Consider the following 21281-nt stretch of genomic DNA (forward strand, 5'->3'; position numbering starts at 1 on the left):
GATCAGTGACCTCCCAATTGCTCACGAATAACCTTAGGCACCTTCACCCCATCCATCTCGCATTTTTCCAAGTACGACTCAGGATTTTCAAAAGGATCTGGCCAAGGATCAGCTATTGCAGTCGGCTGGCACTGGAGACGTTGAGGCTTTGGCACATGACGGTTTTTCACATTCATGCGTTTTTTAAGTTCTTCAAGCGCTTGTTGAGCCACTGCATTCGGCACAGGTTGATGATCAATATCATCAGGCTCCTTTGGTTCGGCCAATTGCTTAACTGCCTTTAGCTCTTCATCAGGTTCGCCACGCTCTTTCGCTTCTGTGATCAGTCTCTTGTAAACACTGCAATACACGTTATGCACAGTATCGGTAGGCTTTAAGCTGCCATACGGCCCAACCACTGCATAGAATGCCTCCTGGGCAATACGATTGATGCGACAAACACGGTTTGATTTCTCGTAGTTCAAAGCTTGCAACCATGCTTCATCTGGAGTCTGATATTCATAAACACCTTTGCACCAGTTCTTGAACTCAGGAATTGATGGCGGCCATTCAGCTGTATCCAAACGTTTTAAGCCGCGAAGAAACTGCTCATAAGTTAGGCCTGAAAGTTTTTCGACAAACTTCTCAATAACCTGGCCCTTCTTGAGACCTGACCATTGATCAGTAAATTTCTTGCCGTACATGAGAAGCATGTCTTCAACCAGCTTACGTGCATCCGATTCGCCGAATTGCTGGATGGCCTGAGTATTTTCATGTTGAGCCAATTCATTACGCATATTTACCGCCCTCCACTTCGTGCACATCACGCATCGCAGGCCGATCATCACCGCCGATCTCAGACATCCAGTCGTTTACTTCGTTCTGGGTGCGACCTGCTGAATTTGAAAAAGACTTTTGTTGTTTAGGAAGAGACTTAGCTTCACGTAGACGGCGTACTTCGTCTTTGTTGTTTTGAATCCAGGTAAACCATTTCACCAGCCATAAGCTTGGAGTATTTTTGCTATCCGACTTAGCTGAGAAGAAATCACCGAAGTTTGTAAACATGGCAACTAGATCTTGCTCTGATAGACCAGGATTACGTTGCTTTCCAAGTTCTATGAAATCGTAATGAATTGGATATACATGTACGCATTCAAGAATCGAATAGCGTTTGTGATCCTCAACTTGATATTGAGAAAACTGAATGGGTGGAAAAGAAATTTTTTCTTCGCACACATTACTACTACTATCAATATTGGTTAATGGTTTTTGGTTAACGGTTAATGGTTTATGGTTAAGGTTTTTTTGGGTTTCAATTTCAGAACCCAAATTAACCGACTGGGTTTCTTCTGGGTTTTGAGGTTCACCACTTTCTTCGCTATGTGGGTTTTCATCCGGTTTCTTTTTTGGCGGACGCCCACCTTTCTTACCATTTTCACGATTTTTGTCAGCATGAAGCTTATAAGCTTGAATTTCTGCATCACATCGTTTGTTGTGAAACCCGTCTTCCTCTTCAGTAAAGAAGTCACCGAGAACATTTAAAACTGCCTGTTTCTCTTCTTCGGTTGTTGCGCGTAACCGACGAAAAACCGACTGGGTTTCTTTGGGTAATGGGCTTTCATTGAGGTAATAAAAATCCAGAGCACGTCGATAGAAACACTCCTCAAGTGTTGAGAGGTGAACTGTGTCACGCATGAAGTCACCAATATGGTGTAAATATTTATGCATTAGTTGCACCCCACTTTTAAATAAGCACCGACTCGCTCGCCTTCACGCTTTAATTCATCAAGCATGTCGTCTAAGCCAAATTGATTGTTTCGTTCAACTAGATAGTGAATAAACTCATTTTTCACTTCAGCCATTTCTTCATCGTGATGACATTCATGCTCTTCACATTCATGGGTCTCACATTCGAGACATTCATACTCAAAGCCACTTTCTTTCATTTCATCGGCAATCGTATTTAAGTTAGAACCACTAGCTGAAGAAATGAAGCCAAGAACATCTTCTAAAGTTATGCTCATGCCGCCACCTGCTGTGCTTTACGCATTTTATTGACCAGGCCTGTAATACGAGTCAGACCAAAAGCAGTTACACGCATATTGGTGTGCACCATTTCTTGACCGGTATACTGGTTGGTGATGACTGGTGAAATACGGTTAATGAAAACTTTGTTCGTCACAAATTGAGCATGAGGTTGAAGTTTTCCAGACTTACCTGGTGTCTTCGATGGTTCACGGTAGATCCACTTTTTATCAATGAGCAGTTGGATCAGATCCGATTCGCGAATACCAATTGTTTTGGCACATTCACGCAGGCAATAAGTATTGGATGTATCAGCAATCGCTTCTAGTGCTTCAGCCTTAGGTGCAAGTACGGCGATTTGTTTTTCAGCCAACTGCTTAGCTTCAAATTGCTCCGCCCAGGCGCGTGCAGCTTCTGCTGGATCGGTGAAGTTTGGTAGAACCGGGTAATATTGAGCGATTTGTTGCTCTAACTCACGTAGCCGATTCAAAACAGCATGACGCAATTTAATGCTGTACCCAGTAATCAATGTTTCTACCAAATCACGCGGCAGCATGTATTCCATGTAAGTTTGATTGTTTTGAGGGTGTGTCCAAGGTTGGGCATACCCCACTGGTTTTAACCCAAGCTCTTTGAACATGACATCGCAGTCACGTTTTACATGCTTTGGTTCTTTCCCGATTAGGCTGGCGATCTCACGATGACTCATTGTTTGCGTCATGGTTTGTGGTATACTTATTGGCATATTCATATTTGACTCACCTCGAATTGAATTACTCGAAAAGCCTGATTTCTGAGATCAGGCTTTTTCTTTTTGTGTGAATTTATGCATTTGCTTGCTTAAAGCCATATCTGCTGCCTTAGCGTTTTCAATAATGCGATTAAGGATTTCACTCGCTTCCGCATATTCTTGTGGTGTCACCATTCCATCCTCTAAAACCTCATAAACCTTTTGATTGGCTTTTCCAGTTTCAGAATTCATTTGAAGTAATGCTTCCACGATAGTCATCTGACGATGTGAACCTTCCCCACCTGCAGGCATAAGAACAAAACCAAGCATATGAGCCCAGACTTTCAGAACTACTGGGTTCTGGGTCAAAAGCATGATTGCTTCAAACTTCTTAAGACTTGGATCATGGTTTTCCATATTTGGATTGCCATAGTTGCAAATCGTCTTATGCGCATCACCAGTGACTTGAGCTATATCCTTTGGATCAAACCCTTCAGACTGATTAATCATCTGATGAATCGCTATTCTTGTTTCTTTCTTTAGAATCATGTGAATCCCTGTTTTTGTTCACGTTTCTTTAAAACGATTACTGATTGATAATTGGTTTTAAGCGGCTGTCTTTGATGAGCAATTCTTTTTCCAAAGCTTTTCAAGACTTCTTCCCTTATCGTAGGAAAGGCGCTTACCGCAAATTCCGTGCTCCAGATTGCTTACATAGTTCTGTGAACACTTAATTTCGTTAGCGATTTGAGTCTGTGTTAATCCCTGTCTCCGCAAATCAGAGATCATTGTTTGCCATTGATTCATAAGAACCTCCGATACTTTTCAACAAATATATAGTTTTTCCGATATTTAAACAATAGCCAAACCGATAAGTATTTGTATCACAATTCCGATATCAGAAATCAAGGAAATATGCATGGCAACTTTGGGTGAGAATTTAAAACAAATTCGAAAAGCGAAAAAAATGACCCAAATACAGTTAGCTAAAAAGTCCGGAGTTAAGCAGTCTGTTATTTCTGATTTAGAAACTGGTAATGCCAAGTCAACTGGATTTATTTTGGAATTAGCTAGTGCTCTTGGGGTTACTGCTGAAGAACTTAAAAAAGGGCTTACAGGGGAAATTGAGCCCGCTAATGCTGTGCCCGTAAAAGCACGCATGGCCCCTGTCCTATCTTGGGTTCAGGCTGGTAGTTTTACTAATGTCGCCGCAGTAGATATGAGTGAGGTAACTGAATGGTTGCCCTTACCAGAAGATGAATGCTCAAACTGCTTTTTTCTAAAAGTTCAGGGTTTGAGTAACTTCCCTGATTTCATGGAAGGTGATTACATCGTTGTAGATCCGGATGCCTATTATGGGGATATGCAGTCTGGTGATATCATTGTGGTCCGTCGCGGTGACGATGCTACTTTCAAGAAACTGGTTATCGAGACAAACGGTAAGAGATATCTTCAGGCTCTAAACCCAGAATTTAAGCCAAATATTATTGAGTTAGATGATCAATGCCTTTTTGTAGGCCAAGTGGTTGACTGTGTTCGTTATGTCTATCGCGCAAGACCAAGGGTGAGAAAGAATTAACAAAAGCCAATATATCCAGCTTTGTCTAAATTGGTAGAATTGCCGTTTTCTACAGAAAACTTAAGATTAATAAGGATTGAAGTGAATACGCAATATGGCTTACCCGAACTAAGTAAATACAGTGAATTAAGTAGTGATGAACAAGCGACAATCCATCAAATGCTTATCTCTTACGTACGGTCAGATCAACTTTACAATATTATTCTGACCCATAATGCTGAACCTTATGATTTAGTGAAAATTGTAAGTATTAGTTTTGAGAATAGAGACGCTGCTATCTGGGTTCATTTCGAAACCATTACTGCTGAGAGACTGACGATGCCTCTCGATTTTATTTCAAGAATAGAAGTCTGTAATTACGAAGGATTTTAAATACTGTGAATCTGAGGCGGCTTGAGTTGATTTTTAGGTTGTCTCAGGGCGCTTAAAGATTAAATACTAATGACTAGGGATAGCCAATAAACATAATGAAAAAAATTGAAATAAATTCACCCAAGATCAGTCATGTACTTTACCAGCATCATCTACTGACAGTAATACTTAAGACGGGCGAAAGGTTTCTTTACCGTCTTCTTGAATCTACTACTTTTGCTAAATTTATGGATTCGACTGATAAAGACAAATTCTATAAAACAGAAATTGAAGCAAATAAAAAGTTTAAGCGAATTCAGCTTTTTAAATAGTTAAATCTATCAATAATTCAACACGGGTTCTTGATCGTAAAAATTACTAATAGGGATTAAAGATAAAATCTAAAGTGGATATTCCTAACATGCCTAATTTTGCAGTTATTTCTCACACTAAAAGTAAAGAAGCAGCAATTTTAGCGTGACTTAATTTTGTTTTCTGGATAAAACAAGGAGATTTGGTCTCCCCTTGCATATAAAAAGATTAGAACACAAAAGTAATTTATTTATACTTATTTAACCACTCATTCATCATTTTGATTTCAGTGTCCTGAGCAGAGATAACATCTTCAGCAAGCTGGCGTACTTCTGGATCAGAACCATATTGAAGAACCACTCTAGCCATATCAATAGCACCCTGATGATGTGGAATCATGCCTTGAATAAAATCTACATCTGCGTTCCCTGTAAGTGGAGCCATCATATCTGTGTGCATTTCATTATTAACCTTGAGATATGCTTTAGTTGATGGGCTATCCATTTTTTTACTGCCCACATGCTTTTTGTTTTTTATTAACCATTCATTCATTATTTCAATTTCTGACTCTTGAGCAGAGATAACATTCTCAGCAAGCTGATGTACTTCTGGATCAGAACCATATTGAAGTACTACTTTTGCCATATCTACTGCAGCTTGATGGTGTGGAATCATGCTTAATATAAAGTCGGCATCTGTATTTCCCGTGAACTGTATATCCATTCCACTGTGCATGCGAGTATTTATAGCCTTATAGGCGTTTCTAGCGGGATTATCCGTCTGAGCTGAACCATTTACATCACTGGGCACCGAATGGTTCTCCTGTTGAGTCTCACTTGTTTCATTTTCCTTTGTAGTATAGGAAGAGCATCCCGCACTAAATATAATCATTCCAATTATTGACAATAAAGCTAAATGATTCATGGAGCATTCCTCTTAATATTATTAAAAAATAATAGGTAATAAAGATTAGAAAAAATTCATAACCAGTGAATTTCTTATTACCTTTTCTGAGGTGACTGTAAACTTTACAAATATGGGAAGGTCAACACCTGATCGAACAAAAATATAATTTGCTAATAAAATAAACAATAAAGTTATTTATAAATATTTCATATTCATTTAGCTAGAAAAGCTAGAGTCAAAATTCACTACTCACACTGTACGAATAAAGCTTTTATGTAGAGACTATCCGCGGGGGTATGAAAAGAACTATATGTCAATATGTTGAAACTCTCACTAGGTGAATACAGTGAACCGAAGCTTTTGGCTGACATGGATCTCGTTTTAGATCATTACAAAACTATGAATGAGATCCAGTGCTTGACATTTCTCACGACTGAAACATTGGCTCGATATATTGAGCCTAAGGTCAAGCATGAGAAGACCTGTGATAACAAAAGCAAGGCATCACTAACTCAACTATATGTTGGGTTTTCTTTTGTGTTGTAAATGTCTTGTTAAAACCCTTTTCTGACTGATGGAAAATTCAACTATTTCAGGTAAAGTAAATTAAGTTGCAGAATACTCCATGAGCTAGTCAACTTCAGGTTACGATCTATAGGACCGTGATTTAAACGTTATGATTCTGCGGCGCTTCTCTTTGCATGGGCAATAGGTTTACTTAATGGATAATATTAACTTTAAGAATTTTGAAGAAGCGGGCCAAGCTATTTTAAAATTCTTATCTCGACGCTTTGGCTTCAAGCTATGGATGATTACCCGTGCGGAGGGTGATGATTGGATCGTCTTACTAAGTGAAGATAATGGTTATGACGTTAAGCCAGGTCAGGTATTTCGCTGGGCAGACTCTTTTTGCTTCCAAATGGTACAGACTAACGCACCTCGTATTGTACCGTACTCGCCTGATATCCAAGTCTATACGGATGCTCCCATAAATCAACTTATCTCTATTAAAGCCTATATTGGTCAGCCTCTCTTTCGAGAAGATGGTTCCCTTTTCGGCACACTTTGTGCAATAGATCCTGAGCCTCAATCTAAAGTTCTGATTGAAGATGCTCCATTATTCGAGTTAATAGCAAAAGTTCTTAGCTATACCATTCAAGCTGATCTTAAAGCTGCTGAATACGTACGTAAAGCTGAACGTTTTGAAATGGAAGCAATGTCTGATCCAATGACTGGTCTTTATAATCGTCGTGCCTGGGATAGATTAATTGAGTTAGAAGAAGAGCGCTGTAAACGTTATGGCCACCCTACTGCTATTCTTATGATTGATCTCAATGATCTCAAGATTACAAATGACACCATGGGACATGCGGCCGGTGATGAGCTAATCCAGAGAATGTCTAGAACATTAAAAGGTATTGTTCGCAGTAATGATATCGTTGCTCGCTTAGGTGGTGATGAGTTTGCTGTACTCAGCATAGAAACCAATCTACAAAATGCTGAGAAACTCGTAACGAGAATTCAAGATGCCTTTTCAGAGGCAAATATTAGTGCGGCAATTGGGCTTGCAATGCGAAATCCAACATTTGGTCTATCAGCAGCTATCATAGAGGCAGATGAAAAAATGTATCAGGATAAAATCTTAATTAAAGCTACTAATAATAATTAATAAAAAGCCGCATACCCAAGCGGCTCTTGGATCGGGTAGAGAAAAGAATGAAAATATTATTTATTTGTAGTGGTCGAAACTTTTCTGACAAAGAGATACAACACCTAAATCAAAAAGAATTAGATGGATTTGAGAGAGTTTCGAGCAATGCCTTTATGTTCGATGCCTCTAAATCATCCTCATTATTAGCTGATTTGCAAAGCTACTGCCATGGCTTAAGAATAAAATAGAACTTATTTTATTTTGAACAAGAACCTATTGTGTTCACCTTACCATAAGCTACCAGGGTTATTTGATGAACCAGTTCGGTTAATGTTGTGAATTGATACTGCTGGATTATTTTAAGGGCAATTTTAGCTTCAGCTCTTTGCTTTTCGATAAGTTCATAAACATAATTCTCAGAAGGCTTACCAAGAGCATATGAATCCCCATGCATTTGTTCTTTTGGTTTAGATTTTTGGATAATATTTTGGTAAAGATCTCCAGTAGTCTTATTTATTAATGCTGACTCCTGCACCCCAGCCTTAATAAGAGCTAAGGTTAGCTCCATCTTTATATCTTCTTGACATTTACTCATAACAGACTCCATGCAACCCACCCTGTGTGGATTTTTTCATGTATGAAAACATAGTTCAAAATAAAATTATCGGTTTTTCTATATTAATATCGGTTTTCCTATTGACTATAAATATCGGAAATGCGATATTATCTTCATAGACAACAAAAAGCCCCAGCGTTGTTCGAGCAACCTGAGGCATGACCCACACTCTCTCTGTGAGTAAAGTAATTATGAACACAAAATTAATTCCATACAATAGCTTCAAGGTAACTCTGTTTGCTGCTGCTTTAACAGTAAGCGCTTTATCAGTCGCTTTTCATGCCGACTTAAATGCTGAGCAACCAGCTCCAGTACAAAATGTTCAATCTGAATACGGTATTGTTTCACTGAAAATGCACGATGAAACCCGTGGCGAAGCAGTGCTTAACCTGGATGGCTTCCGTTTAAATATTTCTTCATTTGAAGTTGAAGCTTATCCAGATAGCTACGGTGTACCTGGTTCAGAGTTCACTGCAGTCGAAGTGGCAGAGCTGGGTGAAATCAATATATTTGATGCAAATGGCAATCCATATAAAGACTTCACCGATCATCAGGATCACCGTGAAATCAATTCAATGATCGCCGGCTACATCATGAAGCATCGTCTGGTGGAGGTGCAGTCATGACTTGTAATTGCAAAGAAACTCTTACAGAAAAAATGTTAGAGCGCGCAAAGGAAACGCTTCCAAACTCAAAAGACCATTCGGTTGAAATGACAGGCTACACCCTTGTCTTTGGTGAAAATGAAGCAGGTCAGTCAACACTTGAAACCTGTGGCTTTATGCCTGTGGAAATAAAGCACACTGTCACCGTGAAGAAAACTGGATTGGATCGAGTTAAGAAGGATAAAACCAGCTTCTTATTCACTTACTGTCCATTTTGCGGTGAGCGCTATAAGCCAAAGAGTGAGGTGAAATCATGATTTTAACTTCCCCTGAACAAATCTTTGCAGCGTTAAGCAAAGGCCAGTCAGTGATGTGGTGTGAGGATGGTAGTCAAGATTGGACTACTTTGAACAGTCAGACACAGATTAGCTTTTCTGATTTGTATACCGGCTTCCTTCAATTCAAAACCGAAGAATTGCCAATATTCAAACTGCCAATTGAGTCTGCCGTCTATGCAGCTCAAGCCAGATTCTTTGTTGAATACGTGCATAACCTGCATGGTTTTGAAGTGTACCGCGTTGGCAAGGAAAATCGATTCAGCTACTACGCTGTCCGGGTTAATGGCAACCGCCCTTCTACACGTGACTACTTTGTCAATCTGGATGTTTTCCGTATTGGCAATACCAGTGGTGTTCTACAAAGCGTAGATAAGTTGACGTTGCACCCTTCTATTGCAAAAGGCATAGAGCGTGCCCGATCTGTAAAGCGTAATGCTCAGTACAACCAGGTATTAGAAAGCACTGGTCATTTTGCTACTCAGGCATATCAAGACCATAAACGCAAAAACCGTCACCCAGGAGCTGTGTAATGTCGACTGTATTTTTTAAGAAAGCTGAACGTAAAAACGCGAAATTACGCCTTGCTCTTGCTGGCCCTACCGGCTCTGGTAAAACCATGGGTGCCCTACTTATTGCCAAAGGTATTGGAGGTAAAGTCGCTGTTGTCGATACTGAAAATAGTAGTGCCGAGTTATATGCAGATGTAATGCAATTCGACACTGCAAACCTCCAGCCACCTTATTCACCTAAAAAATTTATTTCTGCAATTGAAGCTGCGGAAAAGGCCGGCTATACGACGGTGATCCTGGACAGTATTACCCATGAATGGTCTGGTGTAGGTGGTTGCCTAGAAATGGTTGATGCCTTAGGTAAAGGTAAATTTAAAGGAAATACCTGGGGGGCATGGAGCGAAGTCACACCAGAACATCGTAAGTTCATTGATGCCATGCTTCATTCCAGCATCAATATCATTGTGACCATGCGCAGCAAAATGGAAACGGTTCAAACCAATGATGGTGGCAAAAAGAAAGTTGAAAAACTAGGCCTTAAAGCTGAACAGCGTGATGGAATTGAATATGAATTTACGACCGTTCTGGATATTACCCATGGTGATAATTACGCCATCGCCACAAAAGACCGTACTGGTCTGTTTATTCAGCCTGAGCGTATTACTGAACAAACAGGCATAAAGCTTAGCCAATGGCTATCGTCTGGATCTGCCGATGCAACGATTAACGGCAATCAGATCTTAGAGCTTGAAGCTCTCATGATCGAAGCTGGAATTGATATTGAGAAATATTGCTTAAAGCGCAAATTAAATAGTCTTCAGGATGTGCGTCAACAAGTTTTTGAAGAAACTTGCAACAGCATTAAGAGAATTATTACTCAGAGATCTCATGCAAGCCAAGAGTCTGAAAAACAGCTGCAACAGGAGCAAGAAGCACTACTTGAAGCTGATTATCAGAAAGCAATCGCTGCTATTCAAAATGCACAAAGCTCCGATGAGCTCCAGTACCCTGCTAATTACTTCAAAGGCAGTAAATACGAACAAAACATTTTAAATGCCTGTCAGGCGAAATCAGATATGGAGGGATGGTCAGCATGAAAACTTTAAATAGCAAAGAAGCTTTTGAAGCAATGATGGCCGGCCGAAATATCATGTGCCGCGCTGTTGGTAAGTTAATGGATTTTGATGATCTGTCTCAATTCCCTGCCACGATTTTCGCTATGCCAGGCTATGAGTTCTGCATCAAGGTTGAAACAATGGAATTGGCTGGAGTCACATTTGCCAAACCTTTAACTCTTGAGGATGTCGTGGAAGATCAGGAAATCTTTATTATTCATCCTGACCATATCTCAAAGATTAAATACAGCAAACAGTGTATGGAGTATTTCAAAGCTGTCGACAATGGTTTTGCTCAGGCGGATAAAGAAAATGCCGAATTACAATTAGTGGCAATCGGTGAACTATTTGGTCGAATGATTGTCTATCCTACAACTATAGACAATACAGGCAAACCTAAAAAGAGACGCTCAACCAAAGCTAAGAATGAGACTGAACAGGCTAGCATTCCAGCTGGCCCAGGTGATGCTGTACTAGATATACAGCCTGAGCCAGAGATAGTTCAACCTGTTGAGGTCGTAGAGCAAGAATCCACAGTTAATACTGAAGCTCCAGTAGCAGAAACTGAAGAGGATTCAATTGAAACCGACCCGGTAAAGCTTGTTGAAAAGTTTACAGCTCAAATTGCCCAGTTTACTAAGGCCGATGACGTTCTTTCATTCCGTCACGTATTTCTGGCCAATGGACACTTAGATCAAAAAGATCAACAGCACTTGTGCAAGCTTGCCGAAGATAAATTGCTTGAGCTGGATCCTGAGCAATACACGCCTAAGGTTGAACCTGAACCAATCGCAGATGAAGTTATTGAAGTCGTACAACCAAGTTTGATTGATCAAATTGAAAACGCTGCACGCAAACAAGCATCGGTGGAAAGTGCTGAACATGGTAGTGCCTCTATCGATCTGTTCTACAAAAAGAAAAAGCAGGTTTTGATTAACCGGATCTATGACATGGATTCAGTAGAAACTTTAGAACGACTGGCACCCGCAATACCTGCAGCCAAATTGTTACCAGCTGATCACCAGGAGCTACTCAGTATTTATGCACAGCGCAAAGATGCTTTGGCTGCTGAAACTGGGGAGGCTTCATGAGTTATTCCTACTCTTCTATGACCCGCGTGCTGCTTGTGCAGCACAAAGGTCGGGTTAGAACTTACCGCAACATCAACCTATTCGGTATGGATGATTGCCTACGAAATTTTGCAAACACCTGGGGGTACAGATGATCTTCAGAATTAAAAAGAAGCATGAAGTCGGCTTTAAATTGTGGTTAGAAAAATTGGGTTATACCAAAAATGAACTTGCAGATGGCAGTTCGACATTTTCAGGCAAAGGTACACGAAAGGCATTGAGTTATGTGTTTTTGAAAAGTGATTTAACAGGCAATGCAGCATGCCAGGTGCTATTTGATGAATATGAAGAACACTTGGATAACCCTGATTATTTAGATGTAAAGGTGGCGTGATGGTATTAGCAAAATTCACAGCAAGCGCACAAAAGCTTAAAAAGGCTGGCTTGTATCAAATGGGTGCAAGAAAAAACGGCTTAATCAAAGTTAATAGATATGCAAATTGCACAATGAAGCTTACAGAAAACGGCCCTGTAATCATCCCTGAAAATCTTATCTACTTTTTCACTGAAAAAGAACTTCAAGCATTAAAGGATGGGAAGACACTAATTAAAAATGGGAAGGTGGTGTGATGGATATTCAGAAACACACAGTAGAAATAAATGAATTGGAATTTGCAGCCCATGCTTTGGATTGTCAAATTGATGAGCTTAAAGCGGAAATTGCTGAAAAAAACTTTATGAGTAATGAGTCGGAAGAGAAACTTGAAGACTTGGTCACTAAAGCTATGAAACTTGGCGAATTGTATGCAAAACGTGAGGCCAGAGCCCAAGCGGTGCCGGAGGGATTTGTTTTGGTGCCAAAGCAGCCGACGCAATCAATGATTGAAACAGGAATGGACGGGTTCTACTTTCCATTGGATGGCGGTTGTTTTGGTAATAGTGATCTTGCATGCGCTTATATAGCCATGATTTCAGCCGCTCAGGAGCCAGCCAATGACTGATAAATGCGTAAATACTGGCAACTGGCTGAATATGTGTGATGCCTTAAGTGAAGTCACCCGCAATGAATATGGTGATATTCAAGCACAGCGCATGAGCCACCGTGAAATAAATTCTGCCCGCCTTCAGATCGTAGCGGGTCGATTTAAGAAGAATCGCGTTGCTTTAAATCACTGCCCTTTTTGTGGTGTTGATATTCGCACTGAGCATAAGGAACAAGCCAATGACTGAAATTCAACAAACAAACATTGCTGTGGCCAACTTCATCATTGATGAATTGTACAAAGAGAAGCCTTTTAATTTGGTTTTAGATGCTGGTGAAACTGGTGCTCTTTATCACATTGCGAGTGAGTCGCATCACTTGCATTCAAATCTGGTTAAGGGTTTGACGGTAACGACTTGGCAGCGTGTAAGAAATGGTACAGGTATTATTTTGGAAATTAATGATTCAAATGCTGACCTATATTACCACATGTTGTCGTCATATATCGCAAAGCACGACTTGCCGGAATCAGTAGTTCAAAGCTTAAAGGAGGTGTCTTAGATGAGAGCTGAATCTGAGCATAATCTACTCCAAGCCATTTTTGATGAAATGCAGGAGCTTAAAAGAGCAATGGCAAATCAGGATGAGCGCCGAGTGAGTATCAAGGAATTTGCGAAACGCATGAACATGAGTGAGCCGACTTTATATGACCGCATTAAAAAGGGAGAAATTGACCAGCCAAGCAAAGATGGTCCACGAAGTTACTATCTAAATAGTTATGTGAACGAAGTTGTCACAAGGCATTCAAAAACTGGTAAAGTAGCCGCTTGATTGAGCGGCTTTTTAATGCCTGTAAAATCAGTCACTTTCTATAAAGTGAGTAACATAGTGAGTAACGATTAAAAACAAAGATACTCATTTTCATAATTTTCAAGAGGTTACATGCGATATGCTTCTCATGGTCGACAACTATGACTCCTTTACTTATAACATCGTGCAATATTTTGGCGAACTGAATCAAGAAGTAAAAGTAGTCCGTAATGATGCCGTGACATTGGAAGATATAGAGCGATGGCAACCGAAGTATTTAGTCATTGGTCCTGGCCCATGCTCGCCAAGTGAAGCAGGCATTTCAATTCCTGCGATTCAGCATTTTTCTGGAAAAATTCCCTTATTGGGCGTTTGTCTTGGTCACCAGAGTATTGGTCAGGCATTTGGCGGCGATATCATACGTGCCAAACGGGTGATGCATGGCCGTCTGTCCGATATGTACCATAGCGATACCGGGATTTTCAGCAATCTTCCTTCACCCTTCCCTGCAACGCGCTATCATTCCCTGGTGATTGATCAAGCTACCTTGCCTGAGTGTCTGGAAGTCACCTGCTGGACCAATGAAGCAGATGGCTCTATGGAGGAAATTATGGGCGTGAAACATAAGACATTGCCAGTCGAAGGCGTGCAGTTCCATCCTGAATCGATCCTGAGCCAGCATGGTCATCAAATCTTTAAAAACTTTCTCGAAATTTATGCCTAAGAACACCTTATGAATATTCAACAAGCTTTAAGCAATATTACCAAAAACATTCACCTGACCCAGGAACAAATGCAAGATGTGATGCGTGCCATCATGTCAGGTGAAACCACAGATGCCCAGATTGGTGCGCTGCTCATGGGTTTACGCCTTAAAGGCGAAAGTATTGATGAAATTACTGCAGCTGCACGGGTCATGCGTGAGCTTGCCACCAAAATTGATGTGAGTGATATTCCGTATCTGGTCGATATCGTCGGTACAGGCGGTGATGGTCAAAACCTGTTTAATGTTTCTACCGCTTCTGCTTTTGTAATTGCAGCAGCCGGTGCCACCATTGCCAAACATGGTAACCGTGGCGTTTCCACCAAATCGGGATCTTCTGACTTGCTGGAACAGGCCGGAATCAATCTTGACCTGAACATGCAGCAAACCGAGCGCTGTATCCGTGATGTCGGCGTCGGTTTCCTGTTTGCCCCGAATCATCATACGGCAATGAAGTACGCAATTGGCCCGCGTAAAGAATTGGGTATTCGCAGTATTTTTAATTTACTCGGCCCGCTGACCAATCCGGCAGGTGTCAATCGCCTGGTGATTGGCGTATTTTCCAATGAGCTGTGCCGTCCGATTGCAGAAGTCATGAAACAGCTCGGTGCTGAACATGTGATGGTGGTACATTCACGTGATGGTCTGGACGAAATTAGCATTGCGTCATCTACTTACGTGGCTGAACTAAAAAATGGTGAAGTGACTGAATGGGAAATTACCCCGGAATCGGTAGATGTCCAGTCACAAACCTTGACCGGTCTCGTTGTACAGGATTCGGCACAGAGCCTGGCATTGATCAAGGATGCCCTAGGCAAGAACAAATCAGAAATCGGCGATAAAGCGGCCAATATGATTGCCCTGAATGCGGGTGCAGGTATTTATGTTTCAGGTTTGACCAGCAGCTATAAACATGGGGTTGCACTTGCGCATGACATTATTTATGGCGGTCAGGCACTGGAAAAAATGAGTGTGCTGTCTGAATTTACCAAAACCATTAAACAATACGAAGCTTAATTCGGTCAGGAATTTTGATCATGGTGGATATCGCAAATACAATTTTAGGCAAAATTGTTGACCGTAAAACAGAAGAATTTGCACTACGTTTAAAGCAAAAAAGCTATAAGGATCTGGAAGAACTAGCACAAGCTGCATCGCCTGTGCGTGGTTTTGCCCAGTCCTTAATGTCGAAACGTCCGGGCGTCATTGCTGAAATCAAAAAAGCCTCGCCTTCCAAAGGGATTATTCGCGAGAACTTTGACCCTGCGGAAATTGCGGCACAATACCAGGAAGCAGGTGCAGCCTGCTTATCGGTACTGACTGATGTCGACTTTTTCCAGGGTCATGACGAGAACATTCAAATTGCCCGTTCAAATTGTGATTTACCTGCGCTACGTAAAGACTTTTTGATCGATCCTTATGGTGTCATCGAAGCTCGCGCCTTGCATGCCGACTGTATTTTACTGATCGTGGCATGTTTGTCAGATCAGCAACTGGAAGAAATGTCCAAGACCGCTTTTGAGCATCATCTGGATGTTTTAGTTGAAGTGCATGATGAAGCTGAACTTGAGCGTGCACTGCAACTTTCAGATCGCTGCTTATTGGGTGTGAATAACCGTAATTTAAAAACTTTCGATGTCAATTTAGATACCTCGATTCGTTTAAAGAAATTACTCAATCCTTCACGTTTGCTGGTGACTGAAAGCGGAATCGCGACACCTGCCGATGTGGCCATGATGCAGGAACATGACATTCATGCCTTCCTGGTTGGTGAAAGCTTTATGAAACAGCCACGCCCGGATCATGCTTTCCGTGATCTGTTTGGTAAGCCTGAAGCAGTTTAAGTTGTAAAACACTGATCTAAAATTGAAAAGCCCAGTCTCAAGATTGGGCTTTTTTTTCTTCTACATAACCATGATCAGAAATCAAGATTCAGCTTGTGCTGTTTATTGTCATCTTTAAGCCAGGGATGAACCGGTTTCATTTCTTATCTAGCGGTAAAAATACGCTTTTAATGTTGCAAAGTCCGGCAGTTCTGCATGGCGCTCATCGACCTGAATATTTTCTGCCCAAGCTGTTTTAGAGTTTAGACAAAAACTCATTTTATATTGAATCTGTGCTGAGGCATCTAAGAGCCCCAATGGAATCCACATCAATGAACTGCTTCCGACCTGGTTCGGAACAGGTGAGCCACAAGACTGACAAAAATCGGAACGAAATCCTGTCTGTTTCTGATAATGAGAAATCCAGGATTCCCCTGCAATCCATGCAAAATATTGAGTATTGACTAAAGTTGCTGCATTACTCGCAGTACCACTCTGCTTGCGACACAAACTACAATGACAGTGATACAAAGTATGAATATCCGTCTTGACTGCAAAACGAATCTTGCCGCATAAGCAGCTTCCGGCATACTGCATGTTTTTTATTTCTATTCATGATGTGCTTTATATTTAAAAAGAGATTTATCGCTCAAGCAACAGCTTAATCTATAATTAATTCATCAATGGGAAAATAAATCCTCAACTTTATTTTTCAGCAAGATCAATAGTCTGGTTTTGCCATAATATAGTTATACTTTTATAGCTTGAATATTTTGATTGCGTGGGCTGAACGCAATTCAGTTCTCCTTTAGCTATTTTCAGACTATAATTCTATTAAATTCCGCATCTCCCTTGTTTTTACACTATGAGTAAACACGATTCTTCATTATCTAAAGATCAGTACAACCTGCTGAAATCTTTAAAGAAGCAAATTTCTAAACCGCACACGCCTGCGGTGGTGGCTGCACCTGTTGAAAAGACTGTCGAGCAAGAAGCTTTAGAAGAACTCGAATTATTCCGCAAGCAAATGCAGGGCGTACAAAAAATTGAATCGGGAAATACCGTTCAGTTAGACAAACCACGCAAGAAAAAACCGGATGCACAAATTCTGGCAAAGCGCGCGGCAGCGACTGGACCCATGGAAACCGATGCCATGGCCTTATCGGATACACAGGCCATGCTTAACCCGGTGGGCAGTCAGGCAACCCTAAGCTACCGGATTGCAACTTTACAGCATAAAGTTTTCGAAGATCTGAAAGCCGGTAATTTACGCTGGTTTGAGGCTGTGGATCTGCATGGCTGTACCGTGGAAGAGGCTCGTCAGGCTGTACTACAGATTATCCAGATCGCCAAAGATGAAAACCAGAACGTGATCAAGATCGTGCATGGTAAAGGCCCGGAAGCCATTTTAAAAACCTATGTCAACGGATGGCTGCGTCAGCATCGTGATGTGCTGGCTTTTGTCAGTGCGCCTGAAAAGCAAGGCGGTACCGGTGCGGTTCTGGTTCTGCTGAAACGTGCAGAAAAAAATCCAAAGTTCAAACAGTAAACGGTTTTCGCCTCAAAACAAGGCATTGCGAAAGTTTTCTGCTACAATGCCGTCCTTGTTCATTCTCAGTTTAAGTGAATACGTCATATGACTATGCAGCAATCCTACGCAAACATTCTTACTGCCGTTGGTGAAGATATCAATCGCCCTGGTCTCAAAGATACGCCTATGCGTGCTGCGAAAGCATTTTCATATTTAACCTCGGGTTATAGCCAGACACTTGAAGAAGTGACCAACAAGGCAGTCTTCCCTTCTGACAACCATGAAATGGTGCTGGTCAAAAACATCGAATTTTATTCGCTATGTGAGCATCACTTACTGCCATTCCATGGCCGCGTACATATTGCCTATTTGCCAGAAGGTCATGTACTGGGTTTATCCAAATTTGCCCGTATTACTGAGATGTTTGCACGCCGTTTGCAAATTCAGGAAAACCTGACCCAGCAGATTGCCGAAGCAATTGCCGAAGTTACTAAAGCACGTGGTGTTGCAGTGATGATTGATTCTGCACATATGTGCATGATGATGCGTGGTGTCGGCAAGCAGGAATCGACCACACGTACCGTATCATTTATTGGTGAATTCAAAACCAATAAAGAAACGCGTCGTGAATTTTTAAGTGCGGTTCCAGAAAGCTATTAAGCCTTTAGCTTTTATAGTAAATAAATCAAAGCCCCGATTATTCGGGGTTTTTTAATGTCTAGTTGCCAGCTTTATTAATTTAAATCTTTTTAAATATGATTTCTTCTCTATTTACTCAGCCAGAGTTCATAATTGAATCGCAAATATGGACTCAGTTTGCATTGCTTATACCTGAAACCAAACAATATCTGCTTATCTTTGCAACAAGCCTACATTTAGATACATGATAAAGTTTTAATCCGCTCACGCCTGCCTTACAGTGAATTGAAGTCGATATATAGCAAGGTGCTGTATATCTTTCTGATTGATTTTTAATGATAAGGAAACTAATCATGGCGAATAGCAAAAATAACCAGGCAAAAGACGGCAAGAAATCTGCAAAAACGACTAAAAAGACTCAAGATGAAAAAGTGAAGAAGTCGAACAAAGGCAGTGACAAGGACAGTGATCGCAAAGTCACTAAAAAAGCTGAAAGCACTAAATCTAAAGCGGCATCATCTAAGAAAGACAATGCCAGCAAAGATGAAAAAGTGAAGGCGAAGAAAAGCGCCAGCACTAAAGGCAGTGACAAAGCCAAAGACCAGAAAACATCTACAGCGAAAAAACCTGCTAAAGCAAAAAGCAGCAACAAGAGCAAAGATGACGCTAGCAAGGAGAAAAAATCTTCTTCAAAAAAATCGGCTCCTGCCAAAAAGCAGTCGAGCAGTTCATCCAAAAGCAAGTCTGACAAGGCCAAAACCTCGAAGAGCAGTTCTAAAAAATCCAAGTAACAGCCAAGCCCCATGATCGGGGCTTCTCTAAATCTTGATATTCAATTTTAAAATATTTTTATGCTTTGATCGGATCAGTTATGCAGTGTGAGTACCCATACGTCCAAGGCCAGATATGACTTTAGCAGCTAAAAAATCACCCCCCAAACGTCAGTCACGTGTAGTGTCAAAGAGTTTTGATTACTCTCTGGACTTCGAAAAAATTGATTTCCGCAAACGACCTGAATTGTATCGAATTGGCCGGGGAGAACAAGGCGTATTACTGGTTGAGCCTTATAAGTCGGAAATTCTGCCTCACTGGCGCTTTGCAGATGCAGAAAAAGCCCAAGCCAGCAGTGACCAGATTTATCAACTTTTCTTAGATTATCTAGAACAAGAGGACTTTATCGGCGCGGACATGGCACGCAAGTTTTTACAGATGGGTTATACCCGTGCCCGCCGTTATGCCAATCATAAAGGCGGTAAAAAATATGACGGGCCAGTTCCCGCAGATAAAAAAGGCTTAAGCGGTGCACATGGCCGTTCAGAACTGCCACGCAGTCAGGAAGATCCGGTTAAAGCCGCGGCTGCCAAAATTTTCAAACAAAAATGGGATGATGCTAAAAATCATCCCGAATATATTCGGCAAAAGGAAAAATTTCAGGCCTTTATTCAGCAACAGATCACCGGTTAATTTCTATTTTTGAGTAAGTGAGTGTCCTGCCGGCATCATAGGCTGCTGTGCCATGTAGACCCGGTTACGGCCGGTATTTTTTGCCATATATAATGCCGTATCTGCAGCATCCAAAAATCTCTGATAATCCGGATGTCCATCATATAGAGCACATCCGATACTGATGGTGATTGTAAACTGTTGTCCTTGCGTCGTGTTAATCATGCCATTTTCAACATATTTGCGAATACTTTCAGCAATATTCAAGGCACGTTGCTGATCCGTGTCGACTAACAACAATAAGAACTCTTCACCACCAATCCGGAATGCATAATCACTGCCCTGACTGTATTTTTGCAATGCTTCTGCAATAAATTTAAGCGCCAAATCCCCTGCCGTATGGCCAAATTTATCGTTGATGCTTTTAAAGAAATCGGCATCTATGGCCAGTAAAGACAAGGGCGTATGATTTTTGCGGGAAAAAGTGATTTCACGGGAAATCACCGTATTTAAATAACGGCGATTTAAGAGTTGGGTCAATGAATCATTGCCTGATTCAATATATTCTGCAACCTGAAATAACTGATCGACCAGCAGTTGGATCTCACGATTGAAGTCACGAATTTGCTGAATTAAGCCCAGCGCATTATTTTTATCAGTACAGTTTAGCATGGCCTGATTAAGTGCATCTACTTGGTAAATCCGTTCAATAATCAGGTCGACCTGATCGGAACCGGTAAAGGCATAGGAGGCTTTGTGTATGAACCATAAACCAAATTCAGACTTGGATAGCATCGGATGCTTCAAGCCGATATGACCAGAAAAGACCTTGAACATCAGTTCATTTTCCCAGTCCAGCAGTGAGCTGCGCTGTTTATCTTTTTGTACCGCCACATCCTGCATTGCAGAAAAAACCCGGTAACTGTGTTTGATTTCCTGATTCATGGCGGTTTTGGCTTCATAAGAACGGCACATGATTTCAGTGGCAAAGCCCATGATTTGGATAATATAGCTACAGGTTGTCAGCATGTTTGGCTGGGGGTTCAGGCTCAGCAATTCAAACATTTTACGCTCAATTTCACGGATGCCGCGCATGATCAGCCAGGATGGAATACCCACGCGCGCATGTACATGTCCCACGATATTCTGTTTTTGCACTGCTTCGACATAGCGCTTATTGATTGGCACACTGAAACTTTCTGATAACCATTGAATCAGGGTATTGCGTAAACGTTTTTGTACCAGCTCATCGGTTAAAAAATGTGCCGATTCTTGTTCGAGCAGCATATTTTTATAGAATTCTTCAACCAGTACCTGAGAATGATCTTGAATGAACTGAAAGGCATGTAACAGGTCATCTGATGAATAATTCTGACAAATCTGCTTCCATTGTTCGGCCAGCATTGCCATGCATTCATTATTCATACAGCCTATTCCCCAAATATTGCAATTTGTATTAACATTATGTGACAAATATAACAAAATTAAAAAAATTTAACTGATA

General features: G+C 41.1%; 32 protein-coding genes. 22 read left to right on the plus strand and 10 right to left on the minus strand.

The window, feature by feature from the left end; all coding sequences use genetic code 11:
- Nucleotides 1-2 precede the first annotated feature (2 nt).
- The 6 genes from AC3IT7_RS09765 to AC3IT7_RS09790 are packed head-to-tail and all read right to left on the minus strand — an operon-like array spanning nt 3 to nt 3541.
- Complete coding sequence (locus tag AC3IT7_RS09765) at nt 3-776, minus strand: hypothetical protein (protein WP_489248322.1); 774 nt, start codon at nt 774-776, stop codon at nt 3-5.
- Complete coding sequence (locus AC3IT7_RS09770; protein WP_489248323.1) at nt 769-1707, minus strand: YdaU family protein; 939 nt, start codon at nt 1705-1707, stop codon at nt 769-771. The genes AC3IT7_RS09765 and AC3IT7_RS09770 overlap by 8 nt, the downstream gene beginning before the upstream one ends.
- Entirely contained in the window at nt 1707-2003 is a 297-nt protein-coding gene (locus tag AC3IT7_RS09775) for a hypothetical protein (protein WP_489248324.1), read from the minus strand. Before AC3IT7_RS09775 ends, AC3IT7_RS09770 begins: the two co-directional genes overlap by 1 nt.
- Entirely contained in the window at nt 2000-2755 is a 756-nt protein-coding gene (locus tag AC3IT7_RS09780; RefSeq protein WP_489248325.1) for a phage antirepressor KilAC domain-containing protein, read from the minus strand. Before AC3IT7_RS09780 ends, AC3IT7_RS09775 begins: the two co-directional genes overlap by 4 nt.
- 48 nt (nt 2756-2803) lie before the next feature.
- Nucleotides 2804-3283, minus strand: a complete 480-nt coding sequence (locus AC3IT7_RS09785; RefSeq protein ID WP_253134933.1) for a phage regulatory CII family protein — start codon at nt 3281-3283, stop codon at nt 2804-2806.
- A gap of 57 nt (nt 3284-3340) precedes the next feature.
- A complete protein-coding gene (locus AC3IT7_RS09790) occupies nt 3341-3541 on the minus strand; it encodes a helix-turn-helix domain-containing protein (RefSeq protein WP_489248326.1) in 201 nt (66 codons plus the stop codon).
- Nucleotides 3542-3653: 112 nt separating this feature from the next.
- On the opposite strand from AC3IT7_RS09790, the gene AC3IT7_RS09795 reads away from it, so the two are divergent.
- The 3 genes from AC3IT7_RS09795 to AC3IT7_RS09805 all read left to right on the plus strand — a co-directional run bounded on the left by AC3IT7_RS09795 (nt 3654) and on the right by AC3IT7_RS09805 (nt 4996).
- On the plus strand, nt 3654-4313 hold the full coding sequence (locus AC3IT7_RS09795) for a LexA family protein (RefSeq protein WP_489248327.1): 660 nt from the start codon (nt 3654-3656) through the stop codon (nt 4311-4313).
- An 81-nt stretch (nt 4314-4394) separates the two neighbouring features.
- Nucleotides 4395-4685, plus strand: a complete 291-nt coding sequence (locus AC3IT7_RS09800; RefSeq protein ID WP_489248328.1) for a hypothetical protein — start codon at nt 4395-4397, stop codon at nt 4683-4685.
- Nucleotides 4686-4780: 95 nt separating this feature from the next.
- On the plus strand, nt 4781-4996 hold the full coding sequence (locus AC3IT7_RS09805; RefSeq protein WP_489248329.1) for a hypothetical protein: 216 nt from the start codon (nt 4781-4783) through the stop codon (nt 4994-4996).
- 226 nt (nt 4997-5222) lie between these two features.
- Here AC3IT7_RS09805 and copM read toward each other — a convergent pair whose 3' ends face one another.
- On the minus strand, nt 5223-5900 hold the full coding sequence (gene copM / locus AC3IT7_RS09810) for a CopM family metallochaperone (RefSeq protein WP_489248330.1): 678 nt from the start codon (nt 5898-5900) through the stop codon (nt 5223-5225).
- Nucleotides 5901-6603: 703 nt separating this feature from the next.
- Here copM and AC3IT7_RS09815 point away from each other — a divergent pair.
- Nucleotides 6604-7551 (plus strand): sensor domain-containing diguanylate cyclase, encoded by a 948-nt coding sequence (locus AC3IT7_RS09815; RefSeq protein WP_489248331.1) that lies wholly within the window; start codon nt 6604-6606, stop codon nt 7549-7551.
- 238 nt (nt 7552-7789) lie between these two features.
- Here AC3IT7_RS09815 and AC3IT7_RS09820 read toward each other — a convergent pair whose 3' ends face one another.
- On the minus strand, nt 7790-8128 hold the full coding sequence (locus AC3IT7_RS09820; RefSeq protein WP_489248332.1) for a hypothetical protein: 339 nt from the start codon (nt 8126-8128) through the stop codon (nt 7790-7792).
- 212 nt (nt 8129-8340) lie between these two features.
- Between AC3IT7_RS09820 and AC3IT7_RS09825 the strand changes: the two genes are divergently transcribed.
- The 14 genes from AC3IT7_RS09825 (at nt 8341) to trpC (ending at nt 16185) form a co-directional block, all read left to right on the plus strand.
- Complete coding sequence (locus tag AC3IT7_RS09825) at nt 8341-8775, plus strand: hypothetical protein (protein ID WP_489248333.1); 435 nt, start codon at nt 8341-8343, stop codon at nt 8773-8775.
- Nucleotides 8772-9071 carry a hypothetical protein gene (locus tag AC3IT7_RS09830; RefSeq protein WP_489248334.1) on the plus strand — a complete coding sequence of 100 codons (300 nt, stop codon included), beginning with the start codon at nt 8772-8774 and terminating at the stop codon, nt 9069-9071. The genes AC3IT7_RS09825 and AC3IT7_RS09830 overlap by 4 nt, the downstream gene beginning before the upstream one ends.
- A complete protein-coding gene (locus AC3IT7_RS09835; protein WP_489248335.1) occupies nt 9068-9622 on the plus strand; it encodes a hypothetical protein in 555 nt (184 codons plus the stop codon). The genes AC3IT7_RS09830 and AC3IT7_RS09835 overlap by 4 nt, the downstream gene beginning before the upstream one ends.
- Nucleotides 9622-10698, plus strand: coding sequence for an ATP-binding protein (locus AC3IT7_RS09840; protein ID WP_489248336.1), 1077 nt, complete (start codon nt 9622-9624; stop codon nt 10696-10698). The genes AC3IT7_RS09835 and AC3IT7_RS09840 overlap by 1 nt, the downstream gene beginning before the upstream one ends.
- Nucleotides 10695-11807, plus strand: coding sequence for a hypothetical protein (locus tag AC3IT7_RS09845; protein ID WP_489248337.1), 1113 nt, complete (start codon nt 10695-10697; stop codon nt 11805-11807). The genes AC3IT7_RS09840 and AC3IT7_RS09845 overlap by 4 nt, the downstream gene beginning before the upstream one ends.
- Before the next feature lie 130 nt (nt 11808-11937).
- A complete protein-coding gene (locus tag AC3IT7_RS09850; RefSeq protein WP_489248338.1) occupies nt 11938-12180 on the plus strand; it encodes a hypothetical protein in 243 nt (80 codons plus the stop codon).
- Nucleotides 12180-12416: a hypothetical protein gene (locus AC3IT7_RS09855; RefSeq protein WP_489248339.1), complete on the plus strand. Its 237-nt coding sequence runs from the start codon at nt 12180-12182 to the stop codon at nt 12414-12416. Before AC3IT7_RS09850 ends, AC3IT7_RS09855 begins: the two co-directional genes overlap by 1 nt.
- Complete coding sequence (locus AC3IT7_RS09860) at nt 12416-12787, plus strand: hypothetical protein (protein ID WP_489248340.1); 372 nt, start codon at nt 12416-12418, stop codon at nt 12785-12787. The genes AC3IT7_RS09855 and AC3IT7_RS09860 overlap by 1 nt, the downstream gene beginning before the upstream one ends.
- Complete coding sequence (locus AC3IT7_RS09865; protein ID WP_489248341.1) at nt 12780-13016, plus strand: hypothetical protein; 237 nt, start codon at nt 12780-12782, stop codon at nt 13014-13016. Before AC3IT7_RS09860 ends, AC3IT7_RS09865 begins: the two co-directional genes overlap by 8 nt.
- A complete protein-coding gene (locus AC3IT7_RS09870) occupies nt 13009-13329 on the plus strand; it encodes a hypothetical protein (RefSeq protein ID WP_489248342.1) in 321 nt (106 codons plus the stop codon). The genes AC3IT7_RS09865 and AC3IT7_RS09870 overlap by 8 nt, the downstream gene beginning before the upstream one ends.
- Nucleotides 13330-13599: a helix-turn-helix transcriptional regulator gene (locus tag AC3IT7_RS09875; protein WP_489248343.1), complete on the plus strand. Its 270-nt coding sequence runs from the start codon at nt 13330-13332 to the stop codon at nt 13597-13599.
- A 118-nt stretch (nt 13600-13717) separates the two neighbouring features.
- Nucleotides 13718-14302, plus strand: coding sequence for an anthranilate synthase component II (locus AC3IT7_RS09880; RefSeq protein ID WP_489248344.1), 585 nt, complete (start codon nt 13718-13720; stop codon nt 14300-14302).
- Between the two features lie 9 nt (nt 14303-14311).
- Entirely contained in the window at nt 14312-15358 is a 1047-nt protein-coding gene (trpD, locus tag AC3IT7_RS09885; protein WP_489248345.1) for an anthranilate phosphoribosyltransferase, read from the plus strand.
- A gap of 20 nt (nt 15359-15378) precedes the next feature.
- A complete protein-coding gene (gene trpC / locus AC3IT7_RS09890; protein WP_489248346.1) occupies nt 15379-16185 on the plus strand; it encodes an indole-3-glycerol phosphate synthase TrpC in 807 nt (268 codons plus the stop codon).
- 147 nt (nt 16186-16332) lie between these two features.
- Here trpC and AC3IT7_RS09895 read toward each other — a convergent pair whose 3' ends face one another.
- Entirely contained in the window at nt 16333-16761 is a 429-nt protein-coding gene (locus AC3IT7_RS09895; protein ID WP_489248347.1) for a GFA family protein, read from the minus strand.
- Between the two features lie 268 nt (nt 16762-17029).
- Here AC3IT7_RS09895 and AC3IT7_RS09900 point away from each other — a divergent pair, with 268 nt between their 5' ends.
- The 4 genes from AC3IT7_RS09900 to AC3IT7_RS09915 all read left to right on the plus strand — a co-directional run bounded on the left by AC3IT7_RS09900 (nt 17030) and on the right by AC3IT7_RS09915 (nt 19798).
- Nucleotides 17030-17713: a Smr/MutS family protein gene (locus tag AC3IT7_RS09900; RefSeq protein ID WP_489248348.1), complete on the plus strand. Its 684-nt coding sequence runs from the start codon at nt 17030-17032 to the stop codon at nt 17711-17713.
- 93 nt (nt 17714-17806) lie between these two features.
- Nucleotides 17807-18355, plus strand: a complete 549-nt coding sequence (folE, locus tag AC3IT7_RS09905) for a GTP cyclohydrolase I FolE (protein ID WP_475654087.1) — start codon at nt 17807-17809, stop codon at nt 18353-18355.
- Nucleotides 18356-18687: 332 nt separating this feature from the next.
- A complete protein-coding gene (locus AC3IT7_RS09910; RefSeq protein WP_489248349.1) occupies nt 18688-19125 on the plus strand; it encodes a hypothetical protein in 438 nt (145 codons plus the stop codon).
- A gap of 115 nt (nt 19126-19240) precedes the next feature.
- A complete protein-coding gene (locus tag AC3IT7_RS09915; RefSeq protein ID WP_489248350.1) occupies nt 19241-19798 on the plus strand; it encodes a DUF4385 domain-containing protein in 558 nt (185 codons plus the stop codon).
- 3 nt (nt 19799-19801) lie between these two features.
- On the opposite strand, the gene AC3IT7_RS09920 is transcribed toward AC3IT7_RS09915, so the two are convergent.
- Nucleotides 19802-21202, minus strand: a complete 1401-nt coding sequence (locus AC3IT7_RS09920; protein WP_489248351.1) for a diguanylate cyclase — start codon at nt 21200-21202, stop codon at nt 19802-19804.
- Nucleotides 21203-21281: the final 79 nt, after the last annotated feature.

This window comes from Acinetobacter sp. KH_038 (assembly GCF_057839405.1).